The 22,255-nt window shown below is 36.6% G+C and carries 15 protein-coding genes; 5 read left to right on the top strand and 10 right to left on the bottom strand.

The genetic code is table 11. The features are described from left to right. Positions 1–91 precede the first annotated feature (91 nt). From ACXACQ_RS05835 to ACXACQ_RS05800, 8 genes are all read right to left on the bottom strand, one after another. Positions 92–3,367 (bottom strand): amidohydrolase family protein, encoded by a 3,276-nt coding sequence (locus ACXACQ_RS05835; RefSeq protein ID WP_474974998.1) that lies wholly within the window; start codon positions 3,365–3,367, stop codon positions 92–94. Between the two features lie 153 nt (positions 3,368–3,520). Further along, on the bottom strand, positions 3,521–3,745 hold the full coding sequence (locus ACXACQ_RS05830) for a ferredoxin (protein ID WP_474974997.1): 225 nt from the start codon (positions 3,743–3,745) through the stop codon (positions 3,521–3,523). Positions 3,746–3,747: 2 nt separating this feature from the next. Then, positions 3,748–4,983, bottom strand: a complete 1,236-nt coding sequence (locus ACXACQ_RS05825) for a peptidase U32 family protein (protein ID WP_474974996.1) — start codon at positions 4,981–4,983, stop codon at positions 3,748–3,750. Positions 4,984–5,164: 181 nt separating this feature from the next. Further along, entirely contained in the window at positions 5,165–5,641 is a 477-nt protein-coding gene (locus tag ACXACQ_RS05820) for a hypothetical protein (RefSeq protein ID WP_474974995.1), read from the bottom strand. Positions 5,642–5,656: 15 nt separating this feature from the next. After that, positions 5,657–8,968 carry an RHS repeat-associated core domain-containing protein gene (locus ACXACQ_RS05815; protein WP_474974994.1) on the bottom strand — a complete coding sequence of 1,104 codons (3,312 nt, stop codon included), beginning with the start codon at positions 8,966–8,968 and terminating at the stop codon, positions 5,657–5,659. Continuing rightward, complete coding sequence (locus ACXACQ_RS05810) at positions 8,961–10,886, bottom strand: DUF6443 domain-containing protein (protein ID WP_474974993.1); 1,926 nt, start codon at positions 10,884–10,886, stop codon at positions 8,961–8,963. The genes ACXACQ_RS05815 and ACXACQ_RS05810 overlap by 8 nt, the downstream gene beginning before the upstream one ends. A gap of 62 nt (positions 10,887–10,948) precedes the next feature. Further along, positions 10,949–14,554, bottom strand: a complete 3,606-nt coding sequence (locus tag ACXACQ_RS05805; protein ID WP_474974992.1) for a hypothetical protein — start codon at positions 14,552–14,554, stop codon at positions 10,949–10,951. 221 nt (positions 14,555–14,775) lie between these two features. Next, positions 14,776–15,381, bottom strand: coding sequence for a TPM domain-containing protein (locus ACXACQ_RS05800; RefSeq protein ID WP_474974991.1), 606 nt, complete (start codon positions 15,379–15,381; stop codon positions 14,776–14,778). Between the two features lie 458 nt (positions 15,382–15,839). On the opposite strand from ACXACQ_RS05800, the gene ACXACQ_RS05795 reads away from it, so the two are divergent. Both ACXACQ_RS05795 and ACXACQ_RS05790 read left to right on the top strand, forming a co-directional pair. Further along, positions 15,840–16,328, top strand: coding sequence for a helix-turn-helix domain-containing protein (locus ACXACQ_RS05795; RefSeq protein WP_474974990.1), 489 nt, complete (start codon positions 15,840–15,842; stop codon positions 16,326–16,328). 267 nt (positions 16,329–16,595) lie between these two features. Next, complete coding sequence (locus ACXACQ_RS05790; protein WP_474974989.1) at positions 16,596–17,021, top strand: hypothetical protein; 426 nt, start codon at positions 16,596–16,598, stop codon at positions 17,019–17,021. 68 nt (positions 17,022–17,089) lie between these two features. Here ACXACQ_RS05790 and ACXACQ_RS05785 read toward each other — a convergent pair whose 3' ends face one another. Continuing rightward, positions 17,090–18,832, bottom strand: coding sequence for a M14 family metallopeptidase (locus ACXACQ_RS05785; RefSeq protein ID WP_474974988.1), 1,743 nt, complete (start codon positions 18,830–18,832; stop codon positions 17,090–17,092). Between the two features lie 72 nt (positions 18,833–18,904). Between ACXACQ_RS05785 and ACXACQ_RS05780 the strand changes: the two genes are divergently transcribed. From ACXACQ_RS05780 to ACXACQ_RS05770, 3 genes are all read left to right on the top strand, one after another. Then, positions 18,905–19,486, top strand: a complete 582-nt coding sequence (locus tag ACXACQ_RS05780) for a nitroreductase family protein (protein WP_474974987.1) — start codon at positions 18,905–18,907, stop codon at positions 19,484–19,486. Positions 19,487–19,652: 166 nt separating this feature from the next. Then, positions 19,653–20,111 (top strand): DUF2267 domain-containing protein, encoded by a 459-nt coding sequence (locus tag ACXACQ_RS05775; protein ID WP_474974986.1) that lies wholly within the window; start codon positions 19,653–19,655, stop codon positions 20,109–20,111. A gap of 207 nt (positions 20,112–20,318) precedes the next feature. Further along, on the top strand, positions 20,319–20,792 hold the full coding sequence (locus tag ACXACQ_RS05770; protein ID WP_474974985.1) for a hypothetical protein: 474 nt from the start codon (positions 20,319–20,321) through the stop codon (positions 20,790–20,792). On the opposite strand, the gene ACXACQ_RS05765 is transcribed toward ACXACQ_RS05770, so the two are convergent. After that, positions 20,789–22,051 (bottom strand): aspartyl protease family protein, encoded by a 1,263-nt coding sequence (locus ACXACQ_RS05765; protein ID WP_474974984.1) that lies wholly within the window; start codon positions 22,049–22,051, stop codon positions 20,789–20,791. The genes ACXACQ_RS05770 and ACXACQ_RS05765 overlap by 4 nt on opposite strands. Between the last annotated feature and the right edge of the window lie 204 nt (positions 22,052–22,255).

The following is a 22,255-nucleotide window of genomic DNA, read 5'->3' as shown; positions in this document are numbered from 1 at the left end:
TTTATCTATTATTAGAAGAATTTCAAAGATTGATATAATATTAACCAATAAAGAGACTAAGCCCGGTTTCAATTAAAAACATCAATAATCACTAATGATCAGCTTCACAGCTGCAGCCTACTTTCATGTAGCTTTCAGCTGATTCGTGCCAGTCAAAGGCTTGATTATATTTATTATTTTCCCAGTAAAATTTGGTTCTGGTTTGCTCATGATTACCCACTTCGTTCATAGTAGTGGCATCATACAAACGACCATTAGCCATAGTATAAACTACTGAATTACTATTAGTTATTCCTTCCAAAGGATTTTTATCCAATACTATCAGATCTGCGAGTTTACCGGCTTTTAGCGAACCTACCTGCTCATCAATGCCCAGGTAATTGGCTCCATTCAAGGTGGCTGCTCTTAAAGCTTCCATATTACTCATACCTCCTTGTTTCAACATCCAAAGTTCCCAGTGAGCTCCCAGTCCGTGAAGCTGTCCATGGGCTCCAAGGTTTACTTTTACCCCATTATCTGCCAGTGCCTTACATGTTTGTGACACTAAAATATGACCATTTTGATACTCCTCCTCAGGAGCCATAATTCTATGTCGAGACCTAGAATCAATCATTCCTCTTGGGTAGAAAGTGAGTAATTTTTCATCTTCCCACACATTATAATTTTGATAGAAGTAGTACTCACCACTTAATCCTCCATAATTAACAATGAGCGTTGGTGTATAACCTGAGTTGCTATTACCCCACAGTTCCAGTACATCTTTATAAACCGGGGCCACTGGTATGTTATGCTCTATACCAGTATGTCCATCCATAATCATGCTCATGTTGTGATAAAAAGTAGAGCCTCCTTCCGGCACTACCAACATATTTAGCTCCCTGGCAGCTTGTATCACCTGCTGTCTCTGATTTCTTCTTGGCTGGTTGTAACTCTTCACGGAAAAAGCTCCAAAGGCTTTGGTTCTTCGCAATGCAGAACGAGCATCATCCAAACTATTGATCTTGGCTTTAAAATCACCATCGGCACCATATAAAATGATTCCTGTTGAAAACAGACGAGGGCCGCTCATCTTACCTGACTTAATCAGCTCAGAAACTGCGAAAACCGTTTCCGTGTTAGCCGATGGATCATGAGCTGTAGTAACCCCGTAGGCAAGGTTAGCATACAGCGGCCAGTGTTTTTGTGGAGTAATGCCATAGCCAAAAGCGCTTACATGGGCATGTACATCTACAAAGCCAGGCATAATGGTTTTGCCCTTAGCATCATATACTTTAGCTCCTGCAGGTATGGCTACAGAAGCATCTCCAACTGCTTCGATCTTATTGCCATTAATAACAATAGTTCCATTTTCTATCACCTGATCACCTTCCATGGTTATGATGGTAGCACCAGTAAATGCAATAATTCCATCAGGCTTATACGTTTCAGCCTCCAAAGCTACCTTTACGCCTACTGTATCTATTGGAGGAATACTATCAGGAGATCCTTCAAGGAAGGTAAATCTCTCGTTAATATCATTGGTAAAATACTCATCACCCAAGGTCCAGTGGATTTTCTTGCTATCACCAGACCAGTGAAGATTGATTCCCGCATCTCTGGTAATGGCAGCCACAGGCACCGATTTGCTATTAGGATCAATATCCAGCGTTTGTCCGGTTAACGGAAGAGGCGCAATATATGCCTTATGCAGGTTAATAAAAGCAACCCATTTGTTATCAGGACTCGGAATGAGACGGTTAGCATATTTAGACTCTACATGTGTATGCTCATCATTACCCTGAAGGTTAACACTCTTTAAGTTTTTGGTAAGATTGCCAAAGAAATATCCTCCTGTTTGAAAGAACAATCTATCTCCTTTAGCGCTAAACTGTGGATATTCACCATCTTTCGTAACCAACTTGGTTTTACCTCCATCTATCGAAATGGTGTAGATGCCAGGATTTTTATCAAAAGTACCTCCTAACATGCTGTTTCCTGATTCTTTAACAAAAGCCACTAATTTTCCATCTGGTGAAATAGCTGGCGTGCGATAAATTCCCATCTCTTGAGTAATAAGCACAGGCTGTCTCTTTTTCCCTTTCAGAGACACTTTCTTTACGGCTCCCATATTTTCATCTTCCCAAGTTACGTATATCAGGGTATTACCATCAGCAGAAAATACCGGCTCGAATTCAAATTCTTTAGCCGATGTGATTCTCTCCGGTGAACCAGAAGGCAATTCTTTTCTATATAAATGACCTAGAGCATTAAACACCAACCATTTCCCATCAGGCGAAGTAATAGCATTTCTAATATCTTTTACCTCAAACTTATCAGGATTAATGTCTCTTTTAAACTTAAGCGCCTCCGCTATCTTTATGGTATTTTCCACCTCAAAAGGAATCTCAGTAACCTCCAATGAGCTTACATCAATTTTTTTGATCTTACCTTCTGCCCAGAAATAAATGAACTTGTCATCTGGTGACCAGTCGAAGTTAGGGTAGGTACCAAAAATGGCCCAGGCTTCCTGCTGATCTTTATTCAGTTCATCATAGATGGGCCACTCTTCGCCAGTAGCCAAATCTTGTAAATAGAGTACCGTTTTGGTACGAACGCGCTTTACAAAGGCCAAATACTTACCATTATTAGAAACTGTAGGCCTGCATGCTCCTCCAGGGCCACCTGTAATGGTTGTGGTTTCACCATCTTCAATGCTGTATCTTTTTACCGCATAGATCTGACTGTTAGGATCTTTGTTATATTGAAAATAACCTCCGGGATACACATCCTCACAGTAATACAAATATTTACCATCAGGAGATACATAAGGTTCGTTTACATCCTGCTGATCATTTTTTCTTTTGGTGAGCTGCAAGCCGCTGCCACCCGTAATGTGATACATCCACATTTCGCCAGCACCAAGACTTCGCCCAGAAGTGAAATGCTTACGAGCGATCAAATAATTACCATCGGGAGTCCAAACGGCATTATTAAGCAAGCGAAAATCCTCTTTGGTAATTTGCTTAGCATCGGAGCCATCAATATTCATTACCCAGATGTTATCACCTCCACCAGCATCGCTGGTAAATGATATTTTGGTGCCATCAGGACTGAATCTTGGCTGCACTTCAAAAGGCACACCCGACCTAAGGGCAGTGGCCTTACCACCTGTGGAAGGCATAATATAAATATCGCCCAGCATATCAAAAGCGATTTTACTGCCATCTGGGCTTACATCCAAGTTCATCCAAGTGCCCTCGGTCGTAGAAAGGGGCATTTCTTTATAGTTCCAGTTGCCTGTAGGGTCGGCCACATCCCATTCCTTTTTATCCTGAGCACTGACCGCACTGGTAATCATTATTAAAACACAGAGGTATAAGTATTTCATATTTTTTTAAATTGTAAATGTGCAATATACCTGATGCATAAAAAGTAAAGAAGGAAGTATTTATGAATGGTAAATTTTCAATCCGGCAACCTACTATACAAAAAAAGCTGCCACCTACAGAGGCAACAGCTCATAACATATGAATCATTATTTTTAGCCTTCTATTTTAATAATCCGCATAGGGCAATTTTTGGCTGCCTCAAGGTTTTCATCACGCTCGGCTTCATATATGGAAACTTGATGTATACCCTTCTTCTCTACTCCACCGACTAGGTTACATCTTCCATCTCTGGTAGATACGCGCCAACGATCAGGCGCGGCCTCTACGCATGCATTACATCCTATACATTTAATCCGCTGAAATAATATACGCGGCATAACTATGCTACTATAATTTTATATAACTTATCTGAAGGCCTCACGGCATTTTCAACTGGCATAGAAAACACATCTCCCTTGCTCACAAAATTAACGGCCTCGTCCGCTTTCCTGATTTCGCTTACTTCAGCATATACTGCTCCCGTAGTGGGCCCCGTAATCAATACTTTATCACCTTTATTTAAATGGTGCGCCTCCAAATGAAACTCGCCAACACCGATTTTACCAAAGTATTTCACTCCCTTGCCTAAATATATTTTCTTTTCCGTGGCCTTTGAGCCATAAGAATCATTCCACTCGCCCATCTTTCGACCAAGGTAATACCCATCCCAAAAACCACGATTATATACGGTAGCCAATCTTTGAGTCCAGTCTTCAATTTTTTCTTCGTTATAAGTGCCGTTCTCCAGAGCATCTACTGCTTCCCTATAACACCTCACTGTAGTGTCTACATAATCAGCTGACCGACCCCTGCCCTCAATTTTCAGAATTTGAATACCTGCATCAGTTACTTTATCCAAAAAACCGATGGTACATAAATCTTTAGCGCTCATAATATACTCATTATCAATAGCCAATTCTGTACCCTCGTCATCAGTGACAACATACGTTTTCCTACAATTTTGAATACACGCCCCCCTGTTAGCTGAGGCATTATGGGAATGAAGACTAAGATAACACTTGCCTGACACCGCCATACACAAAGCACCATGAGCAAAAACTTCTATTCTAATAAGTTGACCAGAAGGCCCTTTAATTTGCTGTCGCTCTATCTCTCGGGCAATATGTGCCACCTGCCTTAAACTAAGCTCGCGAGACAAAACCATTACATCAGCAAAGGCACTGTAAAACTCTATAGTTTCTATGTTAGTTACATTGGCCTGAGTAGAGATATGAACAGGCAAACCAATTTTTCTACAGTAAGCCATTACAGCATGATCAGAGGCTATAACTGCGGAAACACCGCTCTCCTTAGCCTGATCTACCAGCATTTTCATTAACCTGATATCATGATCATAAAGCACTGTATTAATGGTGAGGTAACTCTTTACGCCTTTTTCACTACACCGCGACACGATCTCTCGTAAATCATCAGTAGTAAAATTGACCGATGAGCGCGCGCGCATATTCAATTGCTCTACACCGAAATAAACTGAATCGCAGCCAGCGTTAAGCGCTGCCGCTAATGACTCAAAAGAACCCACAGGAGCCATTATTTCTGTTTTGCCACTTTGCATCTTCCTAACTTTATTAAAACAAAACACAAAATTATCTGATCAAGAAAAGCCACACCATGACATTCGTCAGGATAGCATAAAAAAAGCCCTGCGTTAATGCAGGGCTTTCTGATCTTTATATTGTGGCATTATAAATATCAATGAAGATTTCAGATGCAATACAATTGCGACCGAGCTGGGTCTATAAAATCTCTCCTTCTTCTGATAATGATATTAAATTTACATCTTTTATGTCTTTTAAAATTCTAGTTCTAATAAGAATCTCTTTAATATCTTTAGAAAAGTCATCTATTAATAATGGATGACTTGGGGAGCTAACCAAATGATAGTTTCTATTTGAAAAATCTCCAGGAGTGCTCTTATCATATGAATAAAATCCTCTTTTAGACATTGAAAAAAAATCTGACAGATACCTCTCTTTATCTCTCTCTGATTGAAATTGGACAAAATCTTGTAAAGACCTATTAATAGACACGTCCTGATTCAGAAGTGGTAAATTTCGAAAATAAATTGAAAGTTTATCAGTATCTTCCTTCGAAAGGGATATAGATTTTGGTATTAATCCACCACCTGAAGCAAAATGAATAATGAAACCATTTTTATCTATTGCAAACCAATCTATGTCAATAGTTGGCTGCATTTCTCTTGTATATTCCATATTAAAATCTATTTCTCAAGGTTTTATATTAAAAATATCCTGGCAATTCTGACAAGGTGGAATAACTTGACCTGTTCGTGGACGTACTGCCGGGGTGAATTTAATATCCGTAGGCTTATATCCTGGGTTTTCCAGCAATAATTGATTCCCTAAACGAAATTCCCCACAACACCCAATAATATTTCCTGCTCTTTCTGCACCTACACCACCAATTTTATTTGCAGCATTTTCTAAAGATGTGGCTACTGTTGAAGGAGGTGCTCCACTTGAACCAACTTTTGTTGCTCCATTTGGCAAACGACCTCCTACCACTGTTGCGGGCGATTGACCCGTCTTTTGCATTGTTGATACCGTAGCATCAACTTCAGATTGTACTGCCTTAATGCCACTAGCCTCTGCCTCTGAGGCTGAAACGGTGGAACCCTTAACTGCAACAGCTGCAACTACAATATCTGTTACCGTTTCTAAAGCAACTTCAGTTTTATCTGAAGCGTCTCCATTTTGGAAGCGATCTACCTTATCTTTTACCAAATGTGCAGCGGAAACCATATTCAATAATGGCTTATAATTCCCATTAGCAGTTTCTTCTGCGAGATTAACTATACCAACACCAATAGGAGTTACTTGACCCTTTGCCCACTTAAGAAACCCATTCAAAATAGTTGAGTCTCCATTCATGTCAACATAAAGAATGGGATTGTTTAATGCATAGTGATATGGGGCTGAACTATAATACTTTTCTGCAAATCTATCGACATTAAAAAACCTGCCAATACTCGCATCATAATTTCGTGCACCGTACGCATACCACCCAATATCAAGATCATTAATCAACTCCTTACCATTATACTTAAAATCATTCTCCTTAGCCGTCACTCTCTGATAACTATTAAACGTAAGCCCAAAAGGATAGTAATCATCTGTTTGTATAATTGGGCTTTCGTTGATGGCTATATCTATATCATCAAAGTAAACTTCTGTAAGGGTAGTACTTTCATTACTTAAGTACACCATTACATAACCTTTACCCGGTGCCACAAAGTCTTCTACCTGTAACTTGTCAAAGTTACCATTTTTAGGCTGGCCTATTGGCTGGGTAGCATTAATATCTATTTGGTCATAAGCAAAGCTAGCCTCATTCACCAAGTCTATTGACTCTCCTTCTGGCAAGTACATTACATTAATAAATGCACGTGGTGCACCATTATCAATTACAGGGAAACCTGGCTGCCCTATCAGTGAGCCCTGATTAAAATTATCACCTATAGTAGAAGCTCCGCCATCTACTACACTACCTCCAGTAGCGCCTGTATAGGCACTGATCAATGCACTGGCAATAGTGGTGGTAGCATTGGTAGCATCAGGAGTTATTTCTATATACTTTGCATATACCGAAGCAGAAATGGTATCGCCTGCCGCCACAGGTATGGTTATTACAGCACCTACTTGGCTACCGCTAGCTCCATTAAGCATTTGAGCTTTGTTGTAAGCAGTGCCAGCCGCATCAGTATGGTCAAAAATATCGTTTTGTATTACCGTTACTTCCTCAAATAATTCCTGATCATCATCCCCTGTGCCTTCATAGTTATTTGTAAAATGAAGTGTTTTAGGTTTAGTGGTAAAAGTTAAACGTGTATTACCCAAATGATCTTTCAGGTTATATTGGTACTCCCACTCTCCTGTGGTGGCATCTGGCACTATTCGCCCCTCTTCATGCTGAATAAACTGCAATGCTGAAGGCTCTTCTCCTTGCTGCTCATAAATAAATTCACCTATATAATCTGTGCGTTTCACCAAATTATCATTGGCGTCATATACCTCTTGAGCCAACTTCACTCCTGTAGCATCATAAATATATTTGATGTATTGCCCATCATCTTTGAGTACTTTCTCTGGCAAATTCAGGTAATTGTAAGTGATATCAATTATGCCTTTATTCAAATCTTGAATCATATTGCCATTAGCATCGTAGGCGTAGTCGTCCCCCTCATTTAGACCATCACTAAAGCCTGCAAGACGGGCATTATCAGACACACTACTTAATTGGTTACCATTTTTATACGTGTAGTTTAAAGCATCTATAGTTTGTATATCTGTATCTATAGCTTGCCTGTTTAAGGTTTGAATATTCCCATTTAAATCATATCCAATACCTGTTACACTATAGCCTCCTTGTGCTTTAGTAGTAGTCCAGTTGTTCCCTTGGCTTACTCCTTCAGCATAATGTGCATCCGTTATCCGGTTCATCGCATCATAATGATAAGCATACACATGCTCATTATTATCTCCTGAATTTTTCCACTTTACAGCGGCTATATTACCATTATATTGAGGGGTATATGTTAGTGATTGATTTACAAGTAAATCAGTAAAACCTTGAGGTAAATCATACAATATATTGAAATTCTGTACATCCAAATTGTCCTGTATGTATGAATACGGCACCTCATTACCTCTAATATCAATTGTAATTTCCTCTGTCGGCTCCAAACCAATTAAATTAGGAAAAGTTGTTAATGCATTATTTTTAAGATAAGCAAATTCCAATTTTGGCAAAGAAAAAAGCTCCCGGGGAACGGAAGTAATTTGATTATTGGAAAGTTCTAGCTCCCTTAAATTAGTCAACTGCGCAAACTCTACGGGCACTCCCCCAACAATATCATTGTCCTGAACGTAAAAACTTTCCAGTGAAGCCATATCACCCATAGCTGATGGTAACTCGCCTTCAAAATTATTCCCCCAAAGCGTCAAAGTTGTTAAATTTTGTAATTGCCCTAAAGAAGCCGGTAGCTCTCCACCAAAATTACAATTGTACAACTGCATTACAGTCAAATTAGACAGTTCACCAATTCGCTCTGGAATAGGTCCTACTAAGTTTCTGTTTAATATTGCAATGAACCATTCCAATGCCTTCAAGTCACCAATAGCCTCAGGAAGTGTTCCGTTTAATCCATAATTAAAGAATAATAACTGAACAACATCACCATCTCTAACAGTTACACCTGTCCAATCTATATCGCTAACTGACATATCATCAGGCCACAATTCTAAAGAAGGCCATCCTGTATCAAATGTCCAATTCGGACCTCCAGTACTCTCATAAAACGCCTTTAATGCCTGCATCTCTATTGCATCAGGCACTAACCCCTCTCCATCTGCCAGTTCCAAACAATTTACTACACCAGAAGATGATGTACTGCCTCGGTACGGCAACTCCATTCGAATATTATTTGACGCATCATCCAATTCATTTATTGCAAATACTGTGCTTTTTACATTCAGCACAATAAAACAAAGAATAATAATTTTAGTATATAATTTATTCATTAGGTAAGCCAATTATTGGTTGATTATAGATAAGGTCCATCCCAAAATAATCTGGAACAGGATCATTAACATTTTTGCCAGGTAATTCCACCAGATTACTGCCGTTGATACTTTCTAGCCAGCCTCTAATGTTATAGCGATAATCTATCGATTGACGTGGCTGGTTATTTTCCACATGCAATCCTTTATCTATCAGCTCCCCCAACTCGTTATACTCATTCTGAGACAGTAAAACACGCTCGCTATCATCAATCTGATGCCAAGTATTCATCAACCTGCCTGCATGGTCATATTCGTATTCTCTTATAATATTTATTTCTCTACCTTGTTGATGATGACTATTTTTAGCCCTCAAAACCCATCCTGGAAAATTGTAAATATTACTCAATATATCTATACTGATTAAATCTGATGGGTTAGTGGTAAGATTTTGTATTACTCTATATTTATTGTCATAATACGTTACACTTTTTATCCATTTATTATCAGCCCCCAATACTCGACTCATACTACCCGTTACCTGACCTTTAACTCTTTCAAATGCAGCATCTGGAAAATCATATGTACCTTGGGCACATGTAGCATTATTCAACTGAGTATCGTCATAGGTATACGCTTCTCCGAAATAATTACCAGATATGAAATTATAGTTATCATAAAAAGTATAGGTGTTATACTTTAGGTTTTCATTTGGAAAAGAATTGTTAGTATAAAGCCCTGTTGCCGCATCGAAGGTTTCATACCACAACAAACCACTACCTACAGTGGTATTCACATATTCCTGCATCTGATCTACAGCGATTACATCATTATTGGTATATACACCAGTAGTAATAGGTCGGTTTAATGCATCGTATTTAGTAAATGACCATTGCTTAGCTTCACGCTGGTTTCCATCTTGAGTCAAAACAAGGCGATCTCTTTTATCATAAACCATATAGACCCAATCTGCTCCCGGAACTCTCTTTGCTGTCATACGGTTTCGATAATCGTATTGATATTGAAAGGCTAATGCATTCAATTCAGACTCATCAGGCAAGTAACTTTCAGTAGCATACAACTCATAACTTAATAATGGAGGCAGTACATAACGAAGATTACCATAAACGTCATATATATAATAGGTTTGTGCCCAAGAAGCACGATCATCTAGAGACTCAATATTGTTTAATGATTGAACCTTCTTTAAAACAGTTTGACCTGACTTATTTACATATTCCCTTACTGCCATTCCCGACTCATCTTTGGTCTCATTAACATACAACTGCCCTGACTCATAGTAACCTCCTGCTGCAATATAATCTTCCTTCTCTAAGGACCTAGATAAATAACCGTCTCCATCTATCTCAAAACTTATTACATGTTCTGAGCCTTCATCAGATCCCAATGAATTAATCAAATAACTATGTGCAATGTATTTTCCGGCTGAAAACCAATCTTCACCAGGTAAGTATTCCTTAATTACCCTATTTAAAGGAGATGGTTCATAAACCAGCTGTGTGAATGGCCTACTATCTGAGTAACTGCCTATGGCCATACCAATATATGTACCACTAGACAAATCAATAATACTTGAATTATCTACATAATTATCAAATGTAATTGGTTGAGAAGGAACAAATGGAAGATAAGATCTATATTCCCGACCGTAGTTATCATAAATAATTGGCTTTACTATATTTAACTCATCAGGTGAACTATGCCATTGAACCTCCTGCTTAGGTCGTCCTAAGCCATCATAATATACTGTAGACACCTCCTTCTGAGCCCTTCCAAATTCATTTAAATCTACCACAGACTTAACTTCGACAATAGGGGTAGTGACCCTTATATAATTCTGATTATTATCTTGCCCTAAACAAAATATTTCGGCCATCAATGACAATAAAACGAATATAATTAATGATATTAATCTCATTTACATATAAATATTTTCACTTAAATCAGTTTATTTAACAATTAAACCGTAAATTAATTAAGTTAGTTAGAAAATGTACATTCTATTTTTACCCTGAAGGAATCTCCACTACTAGAGGGTTTATAAGAAAACCCTGGCTTTAATACTACAGCTGTACTATGGATAATCTCTTGAGCTCCACTCTTTCCACTATAAGAACTCTTTATTTCCATGGCTGCATCATGACAAACTGGTGTAATATAACGATATTCGTTCGTATTTAAAATATTACCTTCTTCATCAAATACACTCTTTAACCGTCCCAAATTATCATATTGATAATAAGTCGTCTTATTATTGGTATCAGTCTCACTCGTAACTCCTACAAATGGATCATAAGTATATGTGGTTATTTCAGAGTTCAAAGGATAAAATCGTAACTCATCAATTGGACTTGAACTATTGACCATAATTTTATATTTAAAACTAGTGCCCAACACTTTGAACGTCTCCCTTATTAACTGCCATATACCTTCATTTCTCTTCCAATAAGTTAGAATATAATCACCTGAACTAAGGCCCTCCACATTTAATTCATAATCGGTATTTCGTACCCGATAACCTGTTTTGCTATTATCATCAGCAAAACCATCATCTTCAAAACTAGTTACATACCCACCTCCACCAGTTATTTGCGAAATCCTTCCAATAAGTATGGATTGGTCTTTAGCCCAGATATAATGAATAATTCGATCATGCTCGTTAGCAACAGTTACTGGCTTCCCTCCAGAAGTATAATTCAAATAATTTAAACGCCTCTCTTCTTCATGATCCCCTTTTTTTACAGTAACCGCTTGAGGAACAAACACACCAGAGTAAGGCTCATAGTAGTCTGTACGATTTAAAAAGTTAAGTTTTCCCTCACTATAATTACGCTTTTCAACGATCTGACTGAGCATATTATGCTCATACGATATCATTTTATTATATACTCCTTTTGGATCACGGCCAGTCTCTACCATATCTTTCGGGTAAGTATATTCCACCTTCAACTGTTGCCCCTTACTATTTCTTTGTGTGTATTTCCGAAGATAAAAGTCATCATCATCATATTCATAATTTACTTCATTAACTAATGACTTACCATTACTGTAATCAAATGTCGTAGTTTTAGAATGCTCCATTCTTCCTGCATCTGGATAATAATCATTGGTAATATAATAACTAGGATCAAACTCACTCCAGTTGTGACCACTTGAACCTAAAGTAAAATCATGATAAACAACTACACCTACTACGGAAGATCGAAAATGGTCAAAACGTTCAGGATCTTTCCAGTAATCATCTTGAATAAAATTATATTCATTGATTGTTCGTTTTATTACAACACCATCAGCATTTTTCACGATCTCTTCTTTAAGCAATCCCTTGCTATAATCTGAGAAGGAAGTAGGAGTAAAAGGATAATCATGTGTTATAGATGCCAAGCCAGTTGTAAATTTGCGTTCAATTTCACCCAATGTATGTCCATCTAGATCAATCTGCCGCTCTAACACCCTACTATACATTACTGGACTACCATTTACTGTTAATAGATTATGAATCGGGTTACTTGAACGTACCATATAGGGAAATGAACGAGGACTCGACAAGTAAATATCACCATCGACTGGCAGACTTTGGAATTCACTAAACCCATAGTTTACCTTATGAGAGTAAGTAGGATATATTGCAAGTATACCTGATGATTTACCATCCTCCCTAACATAACTGTACTCTCGTATACTTGCAGGCTTTTGGGGATTAGAAAAATCAACAATACGTTTTGCTCTAAGTCCTCCAATATAAAGCTGATCAATATGTATCTCCTGCTCTATTTTATCCCTTTCCTCAGTCCATTTGAAATTACATCCTGCAGTAGCATTTTGATAATAATAATTCATATTAGCTTTTAGCCAATACCTACGAGGGGTAAGCTTACTAGTATAAAAAGTTTGAGTATCTGTAGTTCCGCCATCGAGTTCAAAAACTTCTATAGGAGTAAAGTCATCCAGATCTTCATATAATTCCATCACAATTTTACAAGTAGAACCCAATGAGTTGCAAAATGGAGTACTGGTTAGATTGAAAGTAAAATAAGATCCTGTATTTGCCTTCCCTTCAAAATTAACTTCCACATAATTAACATAATCTGTAGTACAATATATGGACGTAGCACTCTTAGGGTAAGGGTCTCTTAAAATCGTAATGGTCTGACTTAATCGACTATCCGTGGCCTGATTAGCTTCCATTTCAAACAAAGTATACCCTCCCGTAGGGTAAGTAATTTTCTTTAATGACCCTGCTTTACAATAAGTAGAATTTGTCATTTTGTTTTCTCCATTCATCTTTTGATAGCCATTATTAAGAATTACATATTCTTCAGGTAATCCATTCCCCCCCCACTTATTATAAAACCCCCAATGATCTTTAGCCCCACTAATCCTATTGGGAAGAGGAAGATCATACTGCATAGCATAACCCGAACTTAAAAGCTCATTTCCTGAATGTCCTGAAAATGGGATCACCTTTAAAAGAGTGGCTCGATTTAAAGAATAGTCATGAACTAAATCAAAGCCCTTTCTATTTTGTTCATTATTAGAAATTATAATTTTATTCAATAGGTGATCTCCTTCCAAATCCTGCCTTTGATTGGCGTCATATTTAAATTCGAGAGTTACCTCATTTGGAAACTCAATGCTAGATAATCGTTTACCATGTACCCTAACAGATCTAACATTACTAGTGGTTTTAGATGGCGGACAACCAATAGCTCCACCAATTGGAAAAATTTGATTAATGCTAGATCCTACCTCATATCTATAATTAGTATCTTCATAAATAAGAGAAATTTTTTCATTACCAAAAGGAGGCTGTATTTCTGTCAAATACCAACTAGAAGAATAAGTAGAACGCGAGCCGAAGAGGCTCAAATCTGTAGTTGTTTCCATTGCATCAAAAATGAAACGATAACCTAATTCATCAGTAATAGTAAAGGAAAGAATTTTCTTTTCACATTTAGAGCAATCCTTGCCTATGATTTTTTCAATCTTAATATTAGATTGATCAAGCAATAATTGATCATTTCCCTTCCCTAAAACAAACTTACCGGCTTCTCCATTGAAACTGTAATTAAATATGTCAGATTCCGCGTCCAATATACCTGAAGCAATATTATTATTTACAGACGTATTAAGACCTAAAAAACTACCATTCCACAAGTTTCCTTCCATTTTGCCTGTGGGTAAAGAAGGTGTATTAATAAAACCGTAAATAGGAAATTCATCAGAAATCCCCCTTATTGTCCTTGAAATTACTCCACCTGCTATTAACGCCCATCCGATACCCACATTAGATGCTACTTCATCAACACGTATGCCACCAGCATGATAATCTAATCTAATATCTAACTCCATCCCATTAACCTCATTCTTATAAGAATAAATTGGTATTTGCACTTTAGGAATACCCGTAGACAGACCTACCGGAATATTGCCAAATTTCCCTAAAGCTGATGCATTAGGTGATGGGGGGATTAAATTCTCTAAAGAAGGATTCATTGGTATTTCAAAATCACCTTGAGCATAAAGGGAAATTGTTGGTGTAAACCAAAATAATATATAAAAAAAATTAAGAAATATTTTTATCATGCTTTAATTAAAGTAATAATAATTATAATTTAATTTTAACAATCAAATCTACTTATTATTTTGCCAAGATTAATATAATTACAAAAATTAATTCATAAACTTATAGACAATCACTTCACTATCATGACTTTAAATACTTTCTCATCTATGACCGTATTACTGCTCCAAAACTCAGTAAAACTACACATTCTTATGAAGCATCATACCTTGTGCTATTCTCTTTAAAAAAACAGACTAACATAAATACTGACCATGGCGTTTATAAAAATAGTTCCAAGTATGAAGAGTACTATTGCAAAAATCAATGCTCCTTTTACATTTCCGAATTTCTTCTTCATAAATGCGTTACATTTATAAAGCACAAACAAGCTTACGAGTACCCCTAGCGTACTTAAAATTGATTTCCACTTTCCATTGCTATCTGTCGCGTCTAATCGAGGTTGTTCATTAATAAGTTCCATTAGAGCAGCCAATGATTTGGCAACACCTGCATTAAAATCACCGCTTTTGAAATGTGGTATTAATATGGTATCCATTATTTTTTGAGCAGCTTGGTTGCTAACCACCGACTCCAACCCGCTACCCACTTCTATCCTGGCCTTACGATCATTCTTAGCAATTAATAATACTATGCCATCATCCACACCTCTCCTTCCAATACCCCACTGATTAGCTAGTTTTAATGAAAATTCTTCAATAGATTCCTCACCCGTAGTGGGCAAAATAAGCACTACAATTTGGCTACCAGTTGATTTTTCAAAGTCAGAAAGTAGACTGGACAAATCATTAATTTCATTTTCTGACAAGGTATAAGTTAAATCATTCACCCGACCTGACAACTTAGGAATTGCAACAGGGTTCGCCAACAAAGTAATTGAAAACGGGAAACAGATTAAGAATAAAGTATAAACAGATTTTAACAAGACTGATAATAGAGTTATAAATAATCAATAATTACTAAGCAGAAATTATTTAAATGAAATTATTACTACAATATCAAAAACAGATAAACTAAAATATTTTTTAAATATAATAAAAATAGTGTAATTTTTGAAGCGTTATTAATTCCTGAACAAAAGCTAAAACATACCTCCTTTAATAAAAGACACCTCTAAATGCCATAGCACTCCATCAACTCACCATCTTTATTGCCCGTTTAATGAAAATTCAACAGTAAATATTAATTGGTCAGATTCTTTTTTATATATTTAACTCGGTGGATATTCGATAAAGAGATTTACCTTATTTTTTTTATAATTCGTTCGTACATAACAAGCAGTTCATTTTGACAGTAAAGTCAAATTTCGCCAAGAATTTTAAATACTTTAGAGAGAAAGCTCGTTTGGGGCAAGAGGCTCTTGCTGAAAAAATAGGCGTAAACGTTAGGACCATTTCTATCTACGAAAATGGAAAAGGTTACCCTAAGGTTGATTTGCTTATGAAAATCAGCCAAGCCCTGGAAGTACCTACCGAACATTTTTTTGCTGATGACCCTGAAAGTGTTGCTAAAAATGGCTCCACGACTACAACTAACTCCACAATAAAAGGTGATGACCTCAGCACCTCTGGAAAAATAATAGCATATAGAAAATTATTAAATCAGTGCCATGATGCTGTTGAATCAGGAGACAAACAATTAGTACTGGATACTTTGCAAGCTTTTTCGTCAGCATTGCAAGACTTAGAAAATATTCATCGTCAAAACACTGAGATAGATGCTAAGCTTAAATATGCTACACAACTCATAAGTTCGTTAGCCGGAGGGAAGCCTTAATCAATAAAACGTTTTCTCCTTTTCGACATTTGGTGTAATAATATACGCCTTTTTTATACCTACAAAATACCTCTTTGAATAAAATCAACAAATAGAGGAAGTGCACAAGTCATTTAATACAATTTCTCACTGATTAGATGACCAAACCAGTCCTTTTCCCGGCAATACCAAAAGTCAAACACTTGTAAGTAACTGCATTAAATTAGTTTAATCATTAACTAAATACTTTGTTACTTGAGTGTGATAAACAAAACTACTTACAACATCATGGAAAAGTTAAAAGAATTTAAATCTCTGTCGGGGGCAGTGTATGCCACGGTTTATTATGATGCAAGTACAAATACCCTGATTGATGAGTGGGAAGGTGTTTTTGGATCTCAAGAAAATTTCAAAAGAGTAATCTCTTATATAAGAGACTTTATTTTAGAGAAAAAAGTCACCAAATGGCTTGCCAATTTACGTGAAATGAAAGGTTCTTTTGATGGATCTAAAGAATGGGTCCTCACGCAAGTAATGCCTCAGCTAATAGAATCAGGTCTTGCGTTAGAAGCAGTAGTCATTCCAAAAAATGTTTTCGCAAAATTATCAGCTAAAGACACTGTATTGAAAATAGAAAATTTTGAGCTTCGCCAATTTGACCATGTGGAAGATGCTCTAATTTGGCTCAATGAGACAAGTCACCAATATGCGTAATGCATTACGTAACGGTATGCCGCTCAAAATAAGCCCAAGGCGAAGCTAGCTTCACCTTGAGCATTTTATCATTTCTCTTTCATCAACCTAAAAACAGGATACCTCAGATATTCCTTTTCGCGATATGGTGAATGTTCGTAAACAAACTTTAATTGCTTGTAACCATCTTTAGCAAAGTCTGCATCTTGCTTTTTTAATGTTTCAAATTCACCTTTTAATTGCGGGTTATTATTCAATAAATCAGCTGCAACATCTTCAAACACGTACGGTGAAAAATGTTCCTTTTGCTGCAGAATAGTATCAAAGAAATTCCAATTAAAATAAGAGTCTGGCGCCTGTGGCTCTAGGGTCTCCAACAAAAAACGTCCTCCTGGCTGCTCAATAGAAAAAATGTAATCACCCTTTCTCAACCTTACCATTATTAAAGTATCTTTAACTTTAGTATTATAATGTCTATAATGCCCTTCGTAAGGTTTGTTTACTGTTTCATACTCTTCCACAATATAACCATGCACTTCCCGTGTGGTATCTGCAGTTATTTGTTCATACATTATACCTGACCACTTCAGCCTATCAATTACATCGCTCCATCCCTGAGGGACAATATAAGCTTGCGGAACTGTTGTATTTACGCTTGCTTTAAAATGGGTATAATAAGGTATCATCCGCTCAAAAGGCTTTTTTCTATCATAATACAATCTGGGCAATCCTGAAACACGGCTAGCCTTATATTCACCCTCATAACCTTTAAAAAGCACCGTATCGGGCCTATCATGCTCTAGTTGCCAATTTAAAGGTCGTTGGTCTCCCGGTTTTAATATAGATGCATTGTGTAGATCAATTATCTGCTCTTTATCAGTTACCGTTAATTCCTTTACTACATCCAGAAAATTATATGTGGCTGTTACCCGCTGCTCAAAACTCTTCAGCATGTGTGTTTCAATCATAAAACCCAACGTATTAAATAGCGCAGTATAGCCTGTACTATATCTTGGGTAGTCCATAAACTGCTCTATGCCCTTTGCATCCGGAGTGGTATTAAACACATTTACATAGGGAGTAATTTCGCTATTTCGCTGTTTCATCAGTTTTTCTAAAGCAGGTGTAAAACTGGTATATATGTAGTCTCCCATTTCTCCTCCTATCTTATCATGCTGTGTAGCCAAGTGGGTAATTACATACTGATAATCAGCACCATTACTTACATGGGTATCAATAAAAACATCGGGCCTAAGCCACTGATATATTTCAAAGAATGCCTTCGCATTTTTGCTATCAGCTTTTATAAAATCCCTATTTAGATCATAATTTCTTGCATTACCTCTAAAGCCATAGCTTTCAGGGCCATTTTGATTGGCTCTGCTGTGCTCATTCCTATTTAATGCCCCTCCTATGTTGTAAATTGGAATCACGCCTATAATAATATCACTCATTGATTTGCGCTTTTTCTTATCAAAAGCATAATCTCTTAAAAGCATCATGCTCGCTTCCACACCATCAGGTTCTCCAGGATGAATACCATTATTGATCAGTATTATTGCTTTATTATTCGCCTTAGCTTTATCTATATCAAACTCCTTATCCACATCTAACAATACTAAATGCAGCGGATAACCGCTATCCGTTTCGCCCATCTCCATCATTTTAATATACGGTGATGCCTGGGCTAATTTTTCATAATAGCTAATTGCCTCTTGGTACGTGCTTGTTTTGGCTCCCTTAGATTTTTCAAAAACTGTTTCCATCTCGTTTTGCGCCTGCAAGCAAGAAAATGAAAATATCCAGAGTAGAGCCGTTATAATAAATTTCATTGGTTTAACTTTAAAAAAGATTCAATAAATGCTGTTGAGCCTGAAAATTAAGCAATTAATATGAGCCAAAATATGAATTTTATAGAAGCGGTTAACGAGTTAATACATTCCAGAAGATCTATATACACTAGTATGTTCTCTGGTGAAAAAGTAGATGACAAAGTGATTCATGCCATGTTGGAAAATGCCAATTGGGCTCCCAACCATAAGCATACAGAACCTTGGAGATTTACGGTGTTTGCAGACAATGGAATTAAGAAATTAGCTGATTATCAAGCAGAGTTTTATAAATCTCATACCGATAAATTTGATCAGAATAAATACGACAAATTAGCGTCCAAACCACTAGAGTGTAGCCACATCATAGCTATAGGAATGCATAGAGATAGGAAGGAAAGCATACCAGTAGTGGAGGAGATTTGTGCCACTGCTTGTGCTGTACAAAACATGCTACTCACCGCCTCGGCATACAAAATTGGCTGCTATTGGAGTACCGGAGGCATCACTTTTGAAGAAGAAGCCAAAGCTTTTTTTGGACTTGAAAAGCAAGATATGTTGCTAGGCTTTTTGTATATAGGCATGCCCAAATCTGACAAATGGCCCGCTGGCAAAAGAAAACCAACTGAAGAGAAAGTAACCTGGATTGTAGAATAATAGGATTTTTCACCACAATACATTGTGAAAAGAATCTACGAAATGCACAAAATCAAGCCCTGATAAAATCAAAAACAGCTATTAATCATCCATATAAAGAGAAGAAACAATTGGCATGATTATTACCTATAGATGATTACTAACATACTAAACGAAGGTAAAATCTATGGAACATATGCTGAGCATCAATTATGCAATGTTGTCACAAAAAGATAATGGGTTGATTAAAGAGATAAGAAAAGCGTTATGTATTAACAACCCTGAAAAAGCTGGCTTAATTATAAGTAGGGTATTGCACACGATAAGAAAGAGTTTGACATTTAAAGAATCTGCTGAATTCATTAGACGTCTGCCTGAATATTTGAAAATCATGTATGTAATGAATTGGGATCCCAAGGAAGTACATATAGACATAAAGCACTTAGACGAACTAACGGAAGAAGTATTAAAGGAAGATGAAAAGCATGAGGAAAAGGCATTTTTTAAAGAAGTTGATGCCCTCACAGCCGTAATCACGGTACTTAAAACACTAAACCAGCACATCAATCTTCTTAGCTTCCCTAGCTTTAATTATAACCTTAAAAGAGAGTTACAATCTACTTTATTAGTAGACACTGCCGCCTAGTTAATCATAAAGCAAAAAGAAGTGACAAATAATCATCACTTCTTTTTTGTTGTTCTTATTCCATTCGGGCATATGTAATATTATAATCTAATTCCAATATTAAATAATAACTAAATAAGCTATATTGTAATTAAGTCTCAAATAATTAATGCGCTATCTATAACCATTTTATTAAAGAAGCGTTAAGCTAGCTAAACAAATTACAATATGGAAACCTTGAATTCTGCGTACACCAAAAGCACTCCTATTAATATATTTTTGATAGGTAACAATCCCCTAGAGCTTAGTGGAATTTATGAAAAGCTTAACAGCCTACGACACAAGCAATTCACGGCTGAAATAGGTTTTGGGCTAAAAGGTCTCTATAAAAAGATCGTAAATAACAATCCTGCTTGTATTTTAATAGATGATAATTTTGACAGCCAGTATGTTAAAAATCTAGTAAAGCGCTTATCTAAAAACATTAAAACGAAAGATATTCCCATCACTATCATAAAAAATTCTAATTACAAAACCACGTATATTGATGGCGCTCAGGAGTATATTTTAAAAGATGGAATAACTGCCGAAGGGTTATCGAAGTCCATTTTAAATGCCATTAGATTAAAAACAATGCATCAGTATTTATACACTTCTTACAAGAAGAAAAAAATGATTATAAGAGACCTCTTACATATTTAAATAGAGCTCTTTAAAGCAAACTTGGTTGTAATACGTACATTGCCACGCATTACAACCATTCTAATTTTTTTATTTTCTTTACCATTCAAGTAATTCATTATTTCCCCGAGTTTTAAATTCTCAACTTTAAAATGATTGATGGAAATAATTTGGTCCCCCTTCATTAAACCATGCTCATCTGCCACAGAGTGTGGCCTTACTTCTATTATTTCAAACTTGTTTAAATAATGTCCTCCCGCTTTTATGGTCAGCCCGCTCATATTGTAATAAAAGCGTGCTTTAAATTTCCTATTTGGTTTAAGGTACATCTCCTCCTCAGGGAAATTAAAAACAACTTTAAACCTCGACAACACCTCTCCTCCTATAGAGCCATTTCGTACGGCTACTCCTTTTTCCAAACTATCGAGTACATCATATTCTTGAGGGAAAGATGCAATTACATCTTTCATGAACATATCACTCAACTGAAAACCTTTGAGCCGAGCCATTTTACCATGCATTACACCCGCTAAACCTCTACCCACAACGGCCTCAATAGAGGGCTCCGGTATATACAACTGAGCATCAGAGTCTGATTCAATTCTCAAACCATGGCTGGCACCAGTATCTACCATCAACTTTAATTTGTGTGTCTCCGCTGCAGAGTAAAACACCGAAGCTTCTATATATGGTTTTGTATCATTAATAGGCATGGGCAACTTCCGATACCTACGTTTTATCTTAAACGCTGAAGGCTCATATAGTGTAAGTATTTTTTTATCATAATCAATAGCTACAATAAATCTACTGAATAACTCATAGCCCAAAATACCATGAACATCAGCTCCTAAATAATTTCTCAGCTGCAAATAATCTTCTGCTAAAACTAGCATAGCATGCCCACGCCCCACCACACCTTCAAGACCTAATGAAACATTGTTCGTAATATAAGCGTCTATATAGCGTTGTTCTCCGTGACCGGAAATTGTAAATTTTTTAGTGTATTTTAAGTTTAAAAAATCACTATACACCTTATTGGTAAGAATAGCGGTTCTCACTCCGGTATCAATGATAAACTTTAAAGGAAGCTGATCATTGACCTTTACTGATACTACAACTAAATTATTATAAAGCTCAAAAGGGATTTCTACCTTTTTTAAATTATCGGTTAATGCAAATCCTAAACGCTGAGCCTGAAGAGAAAATGATTGAAAAGTAGCTATTAAAAATAATAGCCATACAAAATCTAAAGAATTGATCCTCACCTTGTAAATCATCATAAATAATATAATGATTTCTTTAAAGAATGAGTAGAAGTACCTTAATTATTGATCACAAACTACAGTATGCAGCTGAAAACCATTAGATACGGCAGGAAAACTATACAGGCCTCTTCATAAACTTAAGAGGCCATTATATATAGCTGATATTTTCTTAATTAACCTTCTTGCTTTGGAGTTGCTCCATTAATATCGTGCTCATTA

Source organism: Fulvivirga sp. AWR4_260 (assembly GCF_056158185.1).
The sequence above is the reverse complement of the archived record's forward strand: the minus strand, read 5'-3'. Positions and strand labels throughout refer to the sequence as shown.